This is a genomic window from Natronomonas amylolytica, assembly GCF_037031205.1.
GTDB classification, from domain to species: Archaea; Halobacteriota; Halobacteria; order Halobacteriales; family Haloarculaceae; genus Natronomonas; species Natronomonas amylolytica.
Genome location: NZ_JAYEZM010000001.1, coordinates 316,377 through 331,817, shown reverse-complemented (window position 1 = coordinate 331,817; position 15,441 = coordinate 316,377). Strand labels below are relative to the sequence as shown.

Genomic DNA, 15,441 nt, shown 5'->3' with positions numbered 1-15,441 from the left:
GCTGTCGGTTTTCGGCACGATTATACAGGGACGTGTATACACACGTCCGTGATTACCACCAAACCACGCACGATGGGGCATGTTTTTACCCTTGGACGCACCACCTCTATCCATGCCAGACGGGCGGCACTCGGAGGGGCCGACGGAGAAATGCGGCGTGGTCGGCGTCTCGCTCGATGACCGCGAGGCGGCACGACCGCTGTACTACGCGCTGTATGCGCTCCAGCATCGAGGACAGGAATCGGCGGGTATCGTCACCCACGACGGGTTCCAACAGCACAGCCACGTCGAGATGGGGCTGGTCGGGGACGCCTTCGACGAGGGCGACCTCGAATCCCTGAACGGCGAGACGGGTATCGGCCACGTCCGATATCCGACCGCCGGCAGCGTCGATTCGTCGTGTGCCCAACCCTTCTCGGTCTCCTTCAAATCCGGCTCGCTCGGCCTCAGTCACAACGGCAACCTCGTCAACGCCGAGGAAGTCCGACAGGAACTGGCCGCGAAGGGCCACGCCTTCACCAGCGACGGCGACACCGAGGTCATCGCCCACGACCTCGCGCGGAACCTGCTGGAGGAGGACCTCATCCGCGCGGTCAAGCGCACGATGGGCCGGATTCACGGCTCCTACTCGCTGACCATCATGCACGACGACACCGTCCTCGGGGTACGGGACCCCGAAGGCAACCGACCGCTCTGTATCGGCGAGGTCGACGGCGGCTACATGCTCGCCTCCGAATCCGCCGCCATCGACGTCCTCGACGGGGAGTTCGTTCGAGACGTGAAACCGGGCGAACTCGTCGTCCTCCAGCCCGACGGGAGCGGTTTCGACTCCTATCAACTGGTCGAACAGGACAACACCGCACACTGCTTTTTCGAACACGTCTACTTCGCTCGGCCCGACTCCCGCATCGACGACAACCTCGTCTACGACGTCCGCCGTGAACTCGGCCGCAAGCTCTGGGACGAATCCGGCGTCGACAGCGACGTCGTCCTGCCGGTGCCGGACTCCGGCCGCGCCTTCGCCTCCGGCTACGCCGAGGCCGCACAGGACGAGGGCGCCGGCGTCGAGTTCGCCGAAGGCCTGATGAAGAACCGCTACGTCGGCCGGACGTTCATCATGCCGACACAGGACGCCCGCGAGCGGGCCGTCCGTCTGAAACTCAACCCGATCCGGGACGTAGTCGAGGGCAAGACCGTCACCGTCATCGACGACTCCATCGTCCGCGGGACCACCTCGACCCAACTCGTCCAGTTGCTGAAGGACGTCGGCGCCGAGGAGGTCCACATGCGCATCGGCGCGCCGCCCATCGTCGCGCCCTGCTACATGGGCATCGACATGGCCTCTCGCGAGGAACTCATCGCTGCCGGACAGGACACCGAGGACATCCGCGAGGAGATCGCCGCCGACTCCCTTTCGTATCTTTCCATCGACGCCGTCGCCGAGGCGCTCGGCGAGTCGAAGGCCGACCTCTGTCTCGGCTGTGTGACCGGCGAGTACCCCTACGACATCGAGGGCGAAACCACGGACCGGGACGTCGCGCGGCCGGAAATAGACGGTGCCGAAGCCGGCATCGCCGACGACTAACAGGCGGCTACAATAGGTTGAGCGTCCGGCCTGCCCACGAGGCCTGCCGGTGGGCGAACCGTTGGAGGAGGACCGTCGGACGAACCGCGTTGTCGAGAACGACCTCTCCGGGGTTCGAGGGCCCCTCCGGGAAGACGTGGGTCGTCTCGACGTTGGCGGCGACGTCGCCGAGCAACTGGAATATGGCGAAATACTGGAGCTGTCGGGTTCTGCTGCCGTCGACAGCGAGGTCGCCCTCTAGCATGGCCGAAAGCGCCGGCCGCCCGTCGACGATGCTCCGCCACGTCTCGTAGCTTCCGGTGATGCTGAAGCCCGCCTCCCGCTCGTCGGGTGCGCCGAGGACCTTCGCGTCCGTACAGGCGCCGTCTTCGAGACTGAGATGGGCATATAGCGTGCCGTCGACGACGTTCTCGTCGAGTTGGGTCAGCAGCCGTCGGGCCCCCTCGGGAAGGCCCGCCCGAACGTTCTCGTCGACGACCGACGTGAGTTCGGCAAGCGAGAGCGTCGCCAGTTGGCTTCGGACGGCCTCGGGAACACCGTCGAGGACGCTGTCCGGGAGGTCGGCGACCGCCGTCTCCGCGAGCGGGAGGTCGGTGATGACCAGCCGGATGTCCCCGTCGAAGCCATCACCCCAGCCGGCGGCGACGTCGTCGAGGGCACGACTCTCGTCGAGCCGTCGCGCGTATTCGTCCAGCCACCGTTCCGAGGGGTACAGAGCCATGTGGAATGGTACCGTGAGACTCGACCGTCGAACGTATAAACCCCTCGGCCGTCGTGGAGTCGTCGGCGAAGGGCGGGTGGCTCGTCAGTAGACCTGATAGAGTATCGCGTAGACCGCGACGCCCATCACGAATGAGATTATCCAGAGTCCGGCGGCGATACGTCCCGCAGTTCTGTGGTTCGTCTCGTAGATGGCCTCGACGGGTCGGGTACCGGCCAACAGGAGGGCATAGAAGACGAACGGGACACAGACGATGGCGAGGGCGATGTGGACGAAGAGGAAGGGGAGATAGACGTAGGTCCGAACGGCTGCGGGGCCGGGAAACTCGGTCGGCCCGATGATGGCCACCCGGTAGAGGTACAGCGCGAGAAACAGGGCGAACAGGCCGAAACTCGCCACCATGAGCTTGCGGTGTTTCGAGACCTCGCCGTTGCGGATGGCCCGTACGCCGGTCGTAATCGTTCCGAGCGCCACGAGGCTGATGACCGCGTTGACGTGCGGGATGGCCGACAGCAGGGCCTCCGGTGCCGGCAACGGCTCGGTCGGAATCGCCTGCAGGGCCGCCCCGAAGACCACAGCCAGGGAGACGACTGACAACACCGCCGTCAGGATCGGTACGTTCTCGCGCGCCCACGTTCGCGTGTCCATGCCCTCCGATATGGACGGATGCCGAATATGTCTTGGTGATTCTGGTTATGTGTAGTGGTAACATTTACCAATACCGAACGCGTATCTACATGCGGGATGCCCGGGATGCAACCGGACGGCGAACCGATATACGAGTGTATCGACTGTGGCGACCGCCAGTCGGACCCGGAGGGCCGACTCTGTTCCTGTGGCGGCTACCTCAAGAACATCAGCGTGAGCCGAAACCTGTAATCCACGTTTTCGGCAGGGCCCGGCGGTAGCGGCCGCTGTGTGTGTTGTGTCCGTGAGAAGTTTGCGTGGGTGCTGTCTTCGAGCACCCGCACTGACATTCGGCGACTGTGAGTCGCCCGCAGTGCGTGGGACCGGATTTTGAACCGGAGCAAGACGGTCGCTCACTTCGTTCGCGCTGCGTCTTGCAGGGTTCAAATCCGGAGCCTTCGCTGGTCGATTTGTTTTGTGAGAAGTTTGCGTGGGTGCTGTCTTCGAGCACCCGCACTGTGTTGACAGTGCGTGGGACCGGATTTGAACCGGCGGACCTCTACAGGACAGCGCCCTCAACGCTGCGCCGTTGGCCTAGCTTGGCTACCCACGCACGGTGTGTCTGTCTGCACTCAACCGTAACCCGTCGGATGATAAAAGGGCTTTCCTTTGTGCCGCCGGAGGGGAGCGATTCGCATGGGGCGCGACGACTCGTCGGCACCACACGGGCCGCAAGGCCTGCGCTTCCGCACAGTTCAAGTAGATACCTCCACTCGTTACGTGTATGGCAAAATACTCGACCGGCGGTGTCGGGGGCGACTCCAGCGGGGCCTGCGAACTCTGCGGTGCCGAGGACCGTTCGCTGGAGACCGCGACGGTCGCCGGCGCGGAACTGCAGGTCTGCTCGGAGTGTGCCCGCCACGGCGACGACGGCGGTTCGGGCGGGTCGGAATCCGGCGGTGACGGCCGCGAGGAGACGAACCGCCGCAAGAAGGCCGCACAGAACATGGCCAAACTCGACGACGCCCAGAAGGTCAACTCCGACTGGCAGGAGGAAACCGAATACGAGGACGACCCGCTTCCCTACCTCGTCCGCGGCTACGGCGACCGCGCCGAGCAGGCCCGACAGGACGCGGGCCTCCAGACCGACGAACTGGCCGAGGAACTCGGCGTCGACGAGGAGGACATCGTCGCCGTCGAACAGGGCCGGGCCGCCCGCGCCGGCGTCGGCGGGTCGCTCATCGAGGCGCTCGAAGACGAACTCGGCATCGAACTGGCCGAGGAGTAACGACGGCCGGGGTCGCGTCTCGACGCTCGTTTCGGACTGCACGCGAGCGACACGCGAGCGCACATCACCCTATGTTTTTGCGGCCCCCGCCGTATGCGACGGTATGGACCTCTCCCCCGAGCAGCAGGCCATCCGCGAGACGGTTCGGGAGTTCGCCCTCGAAGAGATTCGACCGACCGCCCGCGAGGCCGACGAGAACGAAACGTTCCCCGAGGACGTCTGGGACGGCCTCGCCGACCTCGAACTGACGGCGATGACCGTCCCCGAGGAGTACGGCGGCCTCGACGTCGACGGCCTGACCTACGCACTCGTCAACGAACAGGTCGCCTACGGCCAGTTGGCGGTCGCGACCGCGCTGTCGGTTCACTGTCTGGCAACCTCCTGTATCGCGGAGTTCGGCGACGACGAACACAAGGAACGCTGGCTCCCCGAGATGGTCGAGGGCCGACCCGTCGGCGCCTTCGCCCTGTCGGAACCCGACGCGGGGTCGAACCCCGCCGAGATGTCCACCGAGGCCCGCCCCGACGGCGACGAGTTCGTCATCAACGGCACGAAACAGTGGATAACCAACGGCGAGCGCTCCGGCGTCGTCATCCTGTTCGCCAAGACCGACGCCGACGACCCCCGAACCGTCACGCAGTTCGTCGTTCCGAAGGACGTCGACGGCCTCGAAGTCGGCAAGAAGGAGGAGAAACTCGGCCTCCGGGCCAGCGACACGACGACGCTGACCTTCGATGACGTGCGCATCCCGAAGGAAAACCAGCTAACCGACGAGGGTCGCGGCCTCTCGGCCGCTCTCTCTATTCTGACCGGCGGACGGGTCGGCATCGCCGCCCAGTCGGTCGGCCTCGCCCAGTCGGCGCTGGATGCGGCGATGGAGTACGCTCAGGACCGCGAGCAGTTCGACAAGCCCATCGCCGATATCCAGTCCATCCGGCACAAGATATCGGAAATGTACGCGAAAACGCAGGCCGGCCGACTGCTGACCTACGAGGCGGCCCGCGGCCTCGACGGCGACGAACCGCCGTCGCTGGCGGCCAGCACGGCCAAGTACTTCGCCAGCGAGGCGGCGATGGACGTGACCAACGAGGCCGTCCAGATTCACGGCGGCTACGGCTACACGACTGATTTCCCGGTCGAGCGGCTCTACCGGGACGCCAAGATAACGACCATCTACGAGGGGACGACACAGATTCAGAAGAAGGTCATCGCCCGCGAGTTGCTGGAGTAGGCGGGCCATCGGAACCGCTGGCGAGCCAATACTGATTGTCCGGGCGGACGAAGTCGGGCTATGGCCGATCGCGACGCCGAACCCGACCCCGCCGAAAGCATCTGCCCGTACTGTGGCGTCGGGTGCGGAATCAAATACAACCCGAAATCGGGGAAGGCGACCGGCTGGAAGGGGCCCGTCAACACCCGGGGAGAGGTCTGTCCGAAGGGGGCGGCCGCGTGGGAGATAGTCGACCACGACGAGCGCCTGACGCGGCCGCTGGTCCGTGAGGACGGCGCCCTCGTCGAGACGACGTGGGCGGCGGCGCTGGACCGCATCGAGTCGTCCTTTTCACGAATCGTCGCCGAATCCGGCCCCGATGCGCTCGCCTTCTTCGCGTCGTCGAACTGCACCAACGAGGAGAACTACGTCATCCAGAAACTCGCTCGCGCACTCGGGACGAACAACGTCGACAACTGCGCCCGCCTGTGTCACTCCTCGACGGTCGCCGCGATGGGCGAGCGGTTCGGCGCCGGCGCGATGACCAACTCCCTCGACGACCTCCGGGAGGCCGACGCCTTCCTCGTCGCCGGCGCCAATCCCGCCGAACAGCACCCGATAATCTTCCGGTCGTACCTCCTGCCGGCGATTCGCGACGGGGCCGACCTCATCCACGTCGACCCCCGAGCGACCGACACCACGGGCGAGGCGAGCCTCCATCTCCCGGTCAAACCGGGCTTCGACATCCCGCTTTGCAACGCCATCGCGAAGGTCATCGTCGAGGAGGGCCTCGTCGATACGGCGTTCGTCGCCGACCGCGTCGACGGGTTCGAGCAGTTCCGCGAATCGCTCGAGGGGGTCGATATCGGGGCGAACGCCGAACTCGCAGGCGTCGACCCGGCCGATATCGAGGCGGCCGCGCGAACCTACGCCGAGGCCGACCGGGCGGCCATCATCACGGGCATGGGGATGAGCCAGCACCACTGCGGGACCGACAACGTCCACGCGCTGCTCAACCTCGCGCTGTTGACCGGGAACGTGGGAACGCGTGGCGCCGGCGTGAACCCGCTTCGCGGCCAGAATAACGTTCAGGGCGCCGGCGACGTGGGCGCCTTGCCCGACGTGTTGCCCGGATACCGGCCGGTTACCGACGCCGAGGCGCGCGAGGCGGCCGCCGACGTCTGGGGGTTTTCGCCGCCGGCGACACCCGGCCTGACGGAGGTGGAGATGACCCACGCCTTCGGCGAGTCGATACACGGGGCGTTCGTCTTCGGCGAGAACCCCGCGGTCACCGAACCCAACGCGAACCGCGTTCGGGACTGCTTCGACCGCCTCGACAGTCTCGTCGTTCTCGACCTCTTCCGGACGGAAACCGCCGAACACGCCGACGTCGTCCTGCCCGGCAGCGCGTGGGCCGAGAAGGCCGGCACCGTCACCAACACCGACCGGCAGGTCATGCGGATGCGCCCGAACGCCGACCCGCCGGGCGAGGCCCGGCGTGACCTGTCGGTCCTGTGTGAACTCGGCGGCCGACTGACCGACCGGAACTTCGACTACGAGGGCCCGGAGGCAGTCTTCGATGAACTCCGTCGGGTGCTCCCCCAGTACGCGGGGATGTCCTACGCGAACATCGGCACGGACAGCCAGCGCTGGCCCTTCCCCGAGGGCGCCGAGGAGGGCGTCGACGTCCTCCATACCGAGACGTTCGCCGACGGGAGTCGAACGGCCCAACTCCGGGCGGTCGAACACGTCGACCCGGTCGATTCCGTCGCCGACGAGGAACTCGTCCTCACGACCGGCCGCGTCCTCCAGCACTTCAACAGCGGCGCGCTCACCCGCCGGTCGGGGACGCTCGTGCGGATGCGCGGCGAGGACGTCCTCCAGATTCACCCCGAGGACGCCGACGCCCGCGGCATCGACGACGGGGACACGGTCCGGGTCGGGAACGACCGCGGCGAGGTCGCCGTCGAGGCCGACGTCACGCCGGCGATTCGACGCGGGACCGTCTTCGCGACCTTCCACTACGCCGCCCCCCTAATCAATCGGCTCACGGGCGACAGGCTGGACCCGGTCTCGAAGATTCCGGAGTACAAGCACAGCGCCGTCAGGGTCGAGGTGACGCCTGACGGTTCCTGACGTCGCCGCTACTCGTCGGGAGCCCCGTCCTCCTCGGTACCGACGACGAGGACCGGAACCGCCGCCTGCCGGAGCACCCGCTCGGCCGTACTTCCGAGCAGCACCGTCTTGAACGCCGACCGCCCCGTCGCGCCGATGACGATAAGGTCGACCCCGTGGTCGGCGGCGTAGTCGAGAATCTCCTCGTGAGGGACGCCCTTCCGAATCGCGGTTTCGGCCTCGATACCCGCCTCGGCCGCTCGTTCGTCGAGTACCGCAAGCGCCTCCTCGCCGTCCTCGCGGAGGGTCCGCTCGACCTCGTCGGGGTCGACGATGGCGTTATCGTAGGCCGTCCGCGTCTCGATGGCGTAGATGCCGTGGAGGCTCGCGCCGGTGCCGTCGGCGAGAGCGACGGCTTCGTCGATGGCGTCGGCCGCGTTTTCGCTGCCGTCCGTCGCGACGAGGATGCGGTCGTACATAGGGGTTCGTAGCAGGAACGGGCGTAAGTAGCTATCCGACGGGGGCGTTCGGTCGGGGGCGTCGCTCCGTCGTCCCTCTTATTCGTCCCCGCCGTCGGCGTCGACGAGCGTGAAGAGCTTCCCCCAGTTCTCGTCGTCCTCGCTTTCGGGAAGCATGTCCCGCAACTGTCGCAGGTCCGAGGGGGGCACGAGCGTACTCGTCAGGTCCATAATGACCTGTGCGTGGTAGGCCGCATCCGGCCGGTCGGCGCCCTCGATCTCGGCGACCCGCTCGACGAACTCCGACCAGTCGAACCGCTGGCCGTGTTCGTGGACGGCACCGGTCATGTACCACTTGATCTCCATCGGGAGCGAGGCCGCGAAATCCTCCGCGTTCCCCTCGGGAATGCGCTGACCGAGCGTCATCAGTGTCGCCCGAATCGCACGGACGGCCTCGCCGGTCGCCGGGAGTTCGAGTCGGTGCTGGACCTCGCCAGTGAATTCGTCGAAGTTCATGAATTGGCTCCTCCGTTTCTAACTATGACTTGAGGCGTGATAACTCCCCACCTACCACCCCTGACCTCGCAAACGAACAAGGGGGAGGGGCGTAAACGTCGTCTCGGAACGACATGCGACGGAACGCACTCGCCGGAGGGGTCTCCCGCCAGCGGATCGGACTGCCGCTCGGACCGGCGGTGTTCGCCCTCCTCTTGCTGCTTCGACCGTTCGATATCGCGCCGTCGGCGAACGCGGCGCTGGCGAGCACGCTCTGGATCGCCATCTGGTGGGTGACCGAGGCGATTCCGATTCCGGCGACGAGCCTCCTGCCCGTCGTGCTCTTTCCGGTGACCGGCGTCGTCGACGCCGCGGGCGCGACGGCGCCCTATGCCGACCCGGTCGTCTTCCTGCTGCTCGGTGGGTTCCTCCTCGCGCTCGCCATCGAGCGCTGGGGCCTCCACAGGCGTATCGCGCTCGCCATCGTGAGTCTCGTGGGCGTCAGAGCCGACCGACTCCTGCTCGGGTTCATGGTCGCGACGGCGTTCCTCTCGATGTGGATATCGAACTCCGCGACGGCGATGCTGATGGTGCCCATCGGAACCGCCGTCATCGTCTCGGTCGGGACGGTCGGCGGGGACGGCGACACCACCGACGACGGGCCGGCCGCTCCCGATGGGACGCTCGTCGCGGGGACTGCGGCGGACCCCCGGGAACGCCCGGCGACCGACTTCGGACTGGCGTTGATGCTCGGTATCGCCTACGGCGCCTCCATCGGCGGCGTGGCGACGCTCATCGGGAGCCCGCCGAACGCCGTCTTCGCGGGTATCGCAGCATCTCGCCTCGATATCCAGATTACCTTCCTTGACTGGCTGGTCTTCGCGGCGCCGCTTTCGGCCGTGTTCTTGCTGCTGGCGTGGCTGGTGTTGGTGGCTCGGTTCGACCCCGAACTCCCAGGAGAGGGCGATATCGAGGGGCTTATCCGGACACAGCGGGACGCGCTGGGTCCGATGTCCCGCGGCGAGCGCCGCGTCCTGGCCGTCTTCGTGGCGGTCGCCGCCGGGTGGGTCCTGCGACCGTTCGTGCTTCAGCCGGTGTTTCCGGCGATTACGGACACCGTCGTCGCGGTCGTCGGCGGTATCCTCCTGTTCGTCGTCCCCGTCGATTACCGGAACCGGGAGTTCCTTCTGGACTGGCGCGACACCGAACGGCTGCCGTGGGGCGTGCTCGTCCTTCTCGGAGCCGGATTCTCGCTGGCCAACGGCTTTCAGGAGAGTGGGCTGGACGCGCTCATCGCCGACGGACTGGCCACCATCGCGGGTGTGCCGCTGGTCGTGCTCCTCCTCGCGGTCGCGACGGTCGTCGTGTTCCTCACGGAAGTGGCCTCGAATACGGCGACGGCGACGGTCTTCATGCCGATAATGATCAGTCTCGGGCTGACGCTCGGCGTGCCGCCGCTCACGCTGATGGCGGCCGTCTCGCTTGCGGCCTCGATGGCGTTCATGCTCCCGGTTGCGACGCCGCCGAACGCCGTCGTCTTCGGTAGCGGCTACGTGACCATCCCGCAGATGTCGGCGACCGGATTCTGGCTGAACCTGCTCGGTATCGTCGCTATCGTCGCACTCACCTATCTGTGGCTGCCGATAGCTCTCGGAGTCGCGAGTTAGTCCCGACGCAGGCTGCCATCTGCTTCACCCCGCTTCGCGATATCCGACCCCGAACCCACCCGTACTATTAACCGGTTGACGGACAGACGGGGGTACGATGGTGGATAACGGACGGGCCGACGTGGTCGATTTCGACCCCGAGGCCGTGCTGTCGGCGGCCAACGGCGCTATCGGAGCGGAGAACGTCTTTACCTGTGTCGTCTACGACGCCGAGCGGTTCCGAACGGTCCACGTCGACGACCGACTCGAGGCGCTGTATGCCGACCACGAGGAGCGACAGGCACATTTCGGGGAAGTTCACTCCTACGTTCACCTCGATTTCACCGAACGGGAACTCTTCGAGGAACTGTTCCGCGACCCGGAGGGGGTTCGCGCCTTCGTCACGTACATGAGCAGTCTCGTCGCCGTTCGCGTCGTCAGCGAGAAGCAGGGAGTCTTCTTCTCGATTGCCCCCGACGCGCCGGTGACGAAACTGGTTACTTCCGTCGAGGCCGAGATGCAAGCGTGAACCACGACCACGACACGGTCGTTTTCGACCTCGATGGGACGCTCGTCCGCCTCGCCGTCGACTGGGATATCGTCGCCCGAGAGGTCGCGACCGTCCTCGAAGAGCGCGATATCGTCCCGCCGGAGAGCCTCTGGGCGATGCTCGCTACCGCCGACGACAACGGCGCCCGCGAGGCCGTCGAGCGGGTCATCGCCGGCCACGAACGCGAGGGCGCCCGCGATTCCGAGCGCCTGCCCGCAGCCGATACCGTCCCCGGGGGCCCCGTCGGCGTCTGCTCGCTCAACGCCGAGGAAGCGTGTCGAATCGCCCTCGACACACACGACATCGACGGTATCGGGGCCGTCGTCGGTCGGGATACCGTCGCGACGGAAAAACCCGACCCCGAACCGCTACTGGAGGCCATCGAGCGTCTCGGCGGCGCCCCCGCCGGGACGCTCTTCGTCGGCGATAGCGACACGGACCGCACGACGGCCGAACGCGCCGGCACCGACTACGTCGACGTCTCGGAGTGGCTTCGCGCGTAGAGAAAGACGGGCACGCCGATACAGAGCCACACGACCGCGCCGACGCGAACCGCGAACTCGACGCGCTGGCCCCACGTCGGTAGCGTGACGAAAATCGAGAGGAGGGCGATGACGGGTGCGCCGACGACGATGGTGAGCACGAACGTCGTCTGCATCACCCAGCCGTAGTCGACCCCTTCGGGGTCGGTCGTCTCGACGCGGGTCGGCATACTCGGATATGTGGGTGTCGCCCGGTAAGCCGTTACGATTCAGCGCCGAGGAGCGGGGCTGACCGACCTCTTGGGAGTAATAGCGTTTAACCCCTCGCGCGACCGATTCGATGCCATGCGAGCGAAGGATATCCGCGCGAAGGCCGGCGAAGAGCCGATAACGATGCTGACGGCCTACGACGCGCCGACGGCGGAACTCGTCGACGAGGCCGGCATCGACATGGTGCTGGTCGGCGATTCGGTCGGCAACGTCAAACTCGGCTTCGACTCGACGCTGCCCGTCACCGTCGACCAGATAGCCAGCCATACGGCCGCAGTCGCCCGCGCGACCGACGACGCCCTCGTCATCGCCGACATGCCGTTTCTCTCCTTCGGCGCCGACGAGGCCGACGCCATCGAGAACTGCGGCCGCATGCTCAAGGAGGCCGACGCCGACGCCATCAAACTCGAATGCGGTCCCCACACTGTCGACCTCACGCGGCGACTCACCCGCCTCGGCATCCCCGTACAGGCCCATCTCGGCCTCACGCCCCAGCGGGAGAACGAGACGGGCCTCTTCCGACAGGGCACCGACCCCGAGACCGCCCGTCGAATTCTCGATTTGGCCCGGGAACACGAGGCCGCTGGCGCCTTCTCGCTCGTCCTCGAACACGTCCCCGCGAACCTCGCCAGCGAGGTGACCGACGCCATCTCGATTCCCACCATCGGCATCGGCGCCGGCCCCGACTGCAACGGACAGGTGCTGGTCATCGACGAGGTCACCGGTCTCTCGGAGGGAACCGCCCCCTTCTCGAAGGCCTTCGGCGACGTGCGCAGCGAGATGCAGGATGCCATCTCCTCCTACGCCGAGGCCGTCGAAAGCGGCGAGTTCCCGGCCGAGGAACACAGCCACTACGAGGAGGAAATCGAGGACATATACTGACCGGTCGGTCGATAGCCGCTTTTTATGGCGCGCCGGCGACGACCAGCCGCACCCGCGCGTCGCTGTGGTTGTGGAGTTGCCGCTGCGTCTCGGGGCTGACCCGGATTGCCTCGCCGGGTTCGAGCGTCACTTCCGCCTCGTGGTCGTCCTCCGGGCCGAGCCGAACCGTCAGTTCGGGGTCGCCCACCTCGTCGGCGTCGTCGGCCTGCTCGCCGCCGACGACGAGGTAGACCTCCTCTTGGCCGTCCGCGGCGTGGGCGTGGTGTTTGCCCTTGCCGCCGGGTTCCAACTCCAGCAGCGTGATACCGAGGTTCTCGCAGTCCAGCGGCTCCCGGAAGAACCACATGCCGCCGTACTCCTCGGGGACGACGCTGTCGATGTCGTCGGTGCTCGCAGTCGTGTAGTCCATGTCCGTAGATTCCGTGCGAGAGGACTTAAATATCGGTTCGACCGGGCTGGCCGCTATTTATAAGCGGCGTGCGAGCGGATGCCCGTGTATGGGACAAGCCTACTCCACGCGGACCGGCACGGCACACCCGAAGTTCCGGGAGGTCGGCCTGCCGGCGGCGGCGCTTATCGGTCTCAACGTACTGTTGATGGCCGTCGTCGCGATGACGCCGCTGGCGGCGATAAACGACCTCCTGTTCGGAATCGCGCCCATCGTCGGCCTGCTGGTGTTCGGTGTCGTCCTGACCGCAGGCAACTACCTCGCCGAGAGGGGCCTCGAATCCGGCGACATGGGGACGGCCTACGCCGGCATCGCGCTGTTGCAGGCCGCCTACGGCGTCTTCGGCGGCGGCATCGTCGCCACGGTCGGCTCCCAGAGCGCCCGGGCGGTCCTGCTTGGGGTCACCCTCGCCATCACCGTCGCGATGACGGTCGGCATCGCCGCCTACGTCTACGTCCGCGATAAGGACTACAGCCACTGGAACACGTGGTCGCTGGGCGCGTTCGTGGTCGGCGCGGTACTGGTGCTGGCCGGCTCTTTCGTCAGCATCGGGGCCCTGTTACTCGGCGGCTTCGTCTTCATCTTCGCCGGCTTCACGCTCCGACTCGGCTACGAGATATGGCGCGTTCGGGACGGCTATCGCGCCGACCAGCCGCTCACCCACTCGCTGGGCATCTACGTGGCGTTCACGGGTGTGTTCGTCCACGTTCTGCAGATCGTTCGGCAGTTCGTCCTCGAACGGTAACCGACGGCGTCGGCGACCGTTTTCTCTACTCGTCTCGATTCCGCGCTTCGAGCGCGGCCGCGATGCGCTCGTGTGCCCGGATGAATCGCCACAGCAGATACAACCCAAGTAACCAGGCGACGACTGAGGCGCCGAGCAGGAGTTGCTGGGCGACGAGGACGCTGTAGGCGAGGATGACGATGCCGGCGACGGCGAGGCCGACGATGAGTTGCTCGTTGTCGGGGGCGGAGGGCATGCATCCGCCGACAGCGCCGCCGACAATAAATCCTTCCGCGCCGCTTGGGCCGGGTTCACCGTGGCACGGTCGCCGTCCGGTTGGCCGTTGACGGAACCTTTTACCTCCTGCCGGGCAGACTCGATAGCAACGAATGCGCCAGTATCACGACCTCGTCTCGAACGTCCTTTCGGGTGGGACGTACAAGCCGAACCGGACCGGCGTCGATACGGTCGCCTCCTTCTCGCACCACTACGAGGTGGACCTCGCCGAGGGCTTTCCCCTGTTGACGACAAAGCGGATGGACGGCTACCGCTGGAACTCCCTGATTCACGAACTCCTCTGGTATCTCTCCGGGGAGGAACACATCCGAAACCTCCGCGAGGAGACGAAAATCTGGGACGCGTGGGCCGACGAGGACGGTATGCTCGATACCGCCTACGGTCGCTTCTGGCGGCGCTTCCCGGTCCCCGACGACACGAGTCGGCTGCCGGGCGAGTCCTGGCCCGACGAGGCCCACCGCTGGACCGACACCGAGACGGCACCGAACGGCGACGAACGACAGGTCTTCGACCAGATTCAGTACGTCCTCGACACGCTGGAGGAGAACCCCAACTCACGGCGGATGGTCGTCAACGCGTGGCATCCGGCCAACGCGACCGTCTCGACGCTGCCGCCCTGCCACTACACCTTCGTCTTCAACGTGCAGGGCGACCGCCTGAACGTCCACCTCACCCAGCGCTCGGGCGACATCGCTCTGGGCGTCCCGTTCAACCTCGCCGCCTACTCGATTCTCGCCCACGCTGTCGCCAACCGCACCGACTTCGAGGTGGGGTCGTTCGGTCACACCATCGTCGACGCCCACGTCTACTGCGGGCAGGGCGACCGGGGCGAATGGTACGGCGAGCACCTCCCCGAACTCCAAGAGCGGCTGGCGAGCGTCGAGGAGCGCGAGGAGTACGCCGACGTTCGCGCGTGGCTCGAAGACGAGGCACCCGCTGAACCCGAGGGCGAGGAAAACTACGACCACGTGCCGAACCTGCTCACCCAGTTGACGCGAGAACCACGTGAGCGGCCGAGACTGGAGGTGGCGAACGAGCCGCTGGACGAACTCGAATACGAGGACGTCCAACTGCTGGAGTACGACCCCGCGCCGGGACTGGACTTCGCGGTCGCCGAATGAAGCTCTCGCTTATCGCGGCGGTCGCCGAGAACGGTGTCATCGGCGTCGACGGCGGGATGCCGTGGCACTACTCGGAGGACCTCAAGCACTTCAAGGAGACGACGATGGGCCATCCCGTCGTGATGGGTCGGACGACCTACGAGTCCATCGAATCGCGTCTCGGCGGGCCGCTACCCGGCCGGACGAACGTCGTCCTCTCGGGGCGGGACTCGCTCCACTTGCCGGAGGGCGCGGTCCACGCCTCGGATACCGACGAGGCCCTCGAACTGGCTCGCGAGGCGCTCGCCGAGGGTCAAGAGACCGTCTACGTCGTCGGCGGTGCGACTGTCTACGAGCAGTTCATCGACGCGGCCGACGAACTCGTGATTACGGAGGTCCCGGAGGCCCCCGACGGCGACACCCACTTCCCCGAAATCGGCGAGGAGTGGACCGAAACGGCCCGGGAGGTCGGCGACGAGGTCACATTCGTCACCTACGAGCGAGGCTGACGGCTCGTTGCGGCGGTTCCGTCCCCGACTCCCG

At 66.5% G+C, this 15,441-nt stretch carries 19 protein-coding genes and 1 tRNA gene; 12 read left to right on the top strand and 8 right to left on the bottom strand.

Going from position 1 to position 15,441, the window contains the following annotated elements; translation table 11 throughout:
* Positions 1–112: 112 nt before the first annotated feature.
* The gene (gene purF, locus U5914_RS01785) at positions 113–1,585 is read left to right on the top strand and encodes an amidophosphoribosyltransferase (RefSeq protein WP_336133720.1); all 1,473 of its coding nucleotides are present in this window, start codon (positions 113–115) and stop codon (positions 1,583–1,585) included.
* 7 nt (positions 1,586–1,592) lie between these two features.
* Here purF and U5914_RS01780 read toward each other — a convergent pair whose 3' ends face one another.
* Positions 1,593–2,306, bottom strand: a complete 714-nt coding sequence (locus tag U5914_RS01780; protein ID WP_336133719.1) for a sterol carrier protein — start codon at positions 2,304–2,306, stop codon at positions 1,593–1,595.
* Between the two features lie 84 nt (positions 2,307–2,390).
* A complete protein-coding gene (locus U5914_RS01775) occupies positions 2,391–2,954 on the bottom strand; it encodes a DUF420 domain-containing protein (protein ID WP_336133718.1) in 564 nt (187 codons plus the stop codon).
* Between the two features lie 96 nt (positions 2,955–3,050).
* Between U5914_RS01775 and U5914_RS01770 the strand changes: the two genes are divergently transcribed.
* Positions 3,051–3,185, top strand: coding sequence for a rubrerythrin-like domain-containing protein (locus U5914_RS01770; RefSeq protein ID WP_336133716.1), 135 nt, complete (start codon positions 3,051–3,053; stop codon positions 3,183–3,185).
* A 276-nt stretch (positions 3,186–3,461) separates the two neighbouring features.
* On the opposite strand, the gene U5914_RS01765 is transcribed toward U5914_RS01770, so the two are convergent.
* Positions 3,462–3,546, bottom strand: a tRNA-Leu gene (locus tag U5914_RS01765).
* A 171-nt stretch (positions 3,547–3,717) separates the two neighbouring features.
* Here U5914_RS01765 and U5914_RS01760 point away from each other — a divergent pair.
* The 3 genes from U5914_RS01760 to fdhF all read left to right on the top strand — a co-directional run bounded on the left by U5914_RS01760 (position 3,718) and on the right by fdhF (position 7,567).
* A complete protein-coding gene (locus tag U5914_RS01760) occupies positions 3,718–4,221 on the top strand; it encodes a multiprotein-bridging factor 1 family protein (protein ID WP_336133715.1) in 504 nt (167 codons plus the stop codon).
* A 103-nt stretch (positions 4,222–4,324) separates the two neighbouring features.
* A complete protein-coding gene (locus U5914_RS01755; protein WP_336133713.1) occupies positions 4,325–5,452 on the top strand; it encodes an acyl-CoA dehydrogenase family protein in 1,128 nt (375 codons plus the stop codon).
* A 60-nt stretch (positions 5,453–5,512) separates the two neighbouring features.
* Positions 5,513–7,567, top strand: coding sequence for a formate dehydrogenase subunit alpha (gene fdhF, locus U5914_RS01750; RefSeq protein WP_336133711.1), 2,055 nt, complete (start codon positions 5,513–5,515; stop codon positions 7,565–7,567).
* 8 nt (positions 7,568–7,575) lie between these two features.
* Here the strand turns inward: fdhF and U5914_RS01745 are convergent, their stop codons facing one another.
* The gene (locus U5914_RS01745; protein ID WP_336133710.1) at positions 7,576–8,025 is read right to left on the bottom strand and encodes a universal stress protein; all 450 of its coding nucleotides are present in this window, start codon (positions 8,023–8,025) and stop codon (positions 7,576–7,578) included.
* Positions 8,026–8,103: 78 nt separating this feature from the next.
* Positions 8,104–8,520 carry a DUF2267 domain-containing protein gene (locus U5914_RS01740; protein WP_336133709.1) on the bottom strand — a complete coding sequence of 139 codons (417 nt, stop codon included), beginning with the start codon at positions 8,518–8,520 and terminating at the stop codon, positions 8,104–8,106.
* 113 nt (positions 8,521–8,633) lie between these two features.
* Between U5914_RS01740 and U5914_RS01735 the strand changes: the two genes are divergently transcribed.
* The 3 genes from U5914_RS01735 to U5914_RS01725 all read left to right on the top strand — a co-directional run bounded on the left by U5914_RS01735 (position 8,634) and on the right by U5914_RS01725 (position 11,198).
* A complete protein-coding gene (locus tag U5914_RS01735) occupies positions 8,634–10,166 on the top strand; it encodes an SLC13 family permease (RefSeq protein ID WP_336133708.1) in 1,533 nt (510 codons plus the stop codon).
* 97 nt (positions 10,167–10,263) lie between these two features.
* Positions 10,264–10,674, top strand: a complete 411-nt coding sequence (locus U5914_RS01730) for a hypothetical protein (protein ID WP_336133706.1) — start codon at positions 10,264–10,266, stop codon at positions 10,672–10,674.
* Positions 10,671–11,198 carry an HAD family hydrolase gene (locus U5914_RS01725; RefSeq protein ID WP_336133704.1) on the top strand — a complete coding sequence of 176 codons (528 nt, stop codon included), beginning with the start codon at positions 10,671–10,673 and terminating at the stop codon, positions 11,196–11,198. Before U5914_RS01730 ends, U5914_RS01725 begins: the two co-directional genes overlap by 4 nt.
* On the opposite strand, the gene U5914_RS01720 is transcribed toward U5914_RS01725, so the two are convergent.
* Complete coding sequence (locus U5914_RS01720; protein ID WP_332313447.1) at positions 11,165–11,407, bottom strand: DUF5822 domain-containing protein; 243 nt, start codon at positions 11,405–11,407, stop codon at positions 11,165–11,167. The genes U5914_RS01725 and U5914_RS01720 overlap by 34 nt on opposite strands.
* A gap of 115 nt (positions 11,408–11,522) precedes the next feature.
* Here U5914_RS01720 and panB point away from each other — a divergent pair, with 115 nt between their 5' ends.
* Entirely contained in the window at positions 11,523–12,329 is an 807-nt protein-coding gene (gene panB, locus U5914_RS01715) for a 3-methyl-2-oxobutanoate hydroxymethyltransferase (protein WP_336133701.1), read from the top strand.
* Positions 12,330–12,351: 22 nt separating this feature from the next.
* Here the strand turns inward: panB and U5914_RS01710 are convergent, their stop codons facing one another.
* The gene (locus U5914_RS01710) at positions 12,352–12,738 is read right to left on the bottom strand and encodes a cupin domain-containing protein (RefSeq protein ID WP_336133700.1); all 387 of its coding nucleotides are present in this window, start codon (positions 12,736–12,738) and stop codon (positions 12,352–12,354) included.
* An 88-nt stretch (positions 12,739–12,826) separates the two neighbouring features.
* Between U5914_RS01710 and U5914_RS01705 the strand changes: the two genes are divergently transcribed.
* Entirely contained in the window at positions 12,827–13,522 is a 696-nt protein-coding gene (locus U5914_RS01705; protein ID WP_336133699.1) for a Bax inhibitor-1 family protein, read from the top strand.
* A 25-nt stretch (positions 13,523–13,547) separates the two neighbouring features.
* Here U5914_RS01705 and U5914_RS01700 read toward each other — a convergent pair whose 3' ends face one another.
* Positions 13,548–13,757: a DUF8066 domain-containing protein gene (locus U5914_RS01700; RefSeq protein ID WP_336133697.1), complete on the bottom strand. Its 210-nt coding sequence runs from the start codon at positions 13,755–13,757 to the stop codon at positions 13,548–13,550.
* Positions 13,758–13,890: 133 nt separating this feature from the next.
* On the opposite strand from U5914_RS01700, the gene thyA reads away from it, so the two are divergent.
* Both thyA and U5914_RS01690 read left to right on the top strand, forming a co-directional pair.
* A complete protein-coding gene (thyA, locus tag U5914_RS01695) occupies positions 13,891–14,919 on the top strand; it encodes a thymidylate synthase (RefSeq protein WP_336133696.1) in 1,029 nt (342 codons plus the stop codon).
* A complete protein-coding gene (locus U5914_RS01690; protein WP_336133695.1) occupies positions 14,916–15,407 on the top strand; it encodes a dihydrofolate reductase in 492 nt (163 codons plus the stop codon). The genes thyA and U5914_RS01690 overlap by 4 nt, the downstream gene beginning before the upstream one ends.
* Positions 15,408–15,441: the final 34 nt, after the last annotated feature.

Excerpts from the sequence above, each read along its gene's own strand:
- U5914_RS01780 (WP_336133719.1), bottom strand. The coding sequence starts at position 2,306 with ATGGCTCTGTACCCCTCGGAACGGTGGCTGGACGAATACGCGCGACGG.
- U5914_RS01710 (WP_336133700.1), bottom strand. The coding sequence starts at position 12,738 with ATGGACTACACGACTGCGAGCACCGACGACATCGACAGCGTCGTCCCC.
- U5914_RS01690 (WP_336133695.1), top strand. The coding sequence starts at position 14,916 with ATGAAGCTCTCGCTTATCGCGGCGGTCGCCGAGAACGGTGTCATCGGC.
- U5914_RS01760 (WP_336133715.1), top strand. The coding sequence starts at position 3,718 with ATGGCAAAATACTCGACCGGCGGTGTCGGGGGCGACTCCAGCGGGGCC.
- purF (WP_336133720.1), top strand. The coding sequence starts at position 113 with ATGCCAGACGGGCGGCACTCGGAGGGGCCGACGGAGAAATGCGGCGTG.
- U5914_RS01770 (WP_336133716.1), top strand. The coding sequence starts at position 3,051 with ATGCCCGGGATGCAACCGGACGGCGAACCGATATACGAGTGTATCGAC.
- U5914_RS01700 (WP_336133697.1), bottom strand. The coding sequence starts at position 13,757 with ATGCCCTCCGCCCCCGACAACGAGCAACTCATCGTCGGCCTCGCCGTC.
- fdhF (WP_336133711.1), top strand. The coding sequence starts at position 5,513 with ATGGCCGATCGCGACGCCGAACCCGACCCCGCCGAAAGCATCTGCCCG.
- U5914_RS01720 (WP_332313447.1), bottom strand. The coding sequence starts at position 11,407 with ATGCCGACCCGCGTCGAGACGACCGACCCCGAAGGGGTCGACTACGGC.
- U5914_RS01730 (WP_336133706.1), top strand. The coding sequence starts at position 10,264 with ATGGTGGATAACGGACGGGCCGACGTGGTCGATTTCGACCCCGAGGCC.
- U5914_RS01705 (WP_336133699.1), top strand. The coding sequence starts at position 12,827 with ATGGGACAAGCCTACTCCACGCGGACCGGCACGGCACACCCGAAGTTC.
- U5914_RS01775 (WP_336133718.1), bottom strand. The coding sequence starts at position 2,954 with ATGGACACGCGAACGTGGGCGCGCGAGAACGTACCGATCCTGACGGCG.
- panB (WP_336133701.1), top strand. The coding sequence starts at position 11,523 with ATGCGAGCGAAGGATATCCGCGCGAAGGCCGGCGAAGAGCCGATAACG.
- U5914_RS01740 (WP_336133709.1), bottom strand. The coding sequence starts at position 8,520 with ATGAACTTCGACGAATTCACTGGCGAGGTCCAGCACCGACTCGAACTC.
- thyA (WP_336133696.1), top strand. The coding sequence starts at position 13,891 with ATGCGCCAGTATCACGACCTCGTCTCGAACGTCCTTTCGGGTGGGACG.
- U5914_RS01735 (WP_336133708.1), top strand. The coding sequence starts at position 8,634 with ATGCGACGGAACGCACTCGCCGGAGGGGTCTCCCGCCAGCGGATCGGA.
- U5914_RS01755 (WP_336133713.1), top strand. The coding sequence starts at position 4,325 with ATGGACCTCTCCCCCGAGCAGCAGGCCATCCGCGAGACGGTTCGGGAG.
- U5914_RS01745 (WP_336133710.1), bottom strand. The coding sequence starts at position 8,025 with ATGTACGACCGCATCCTCGTCGCGACGGACGGCAGCGAAAACGCGGCC.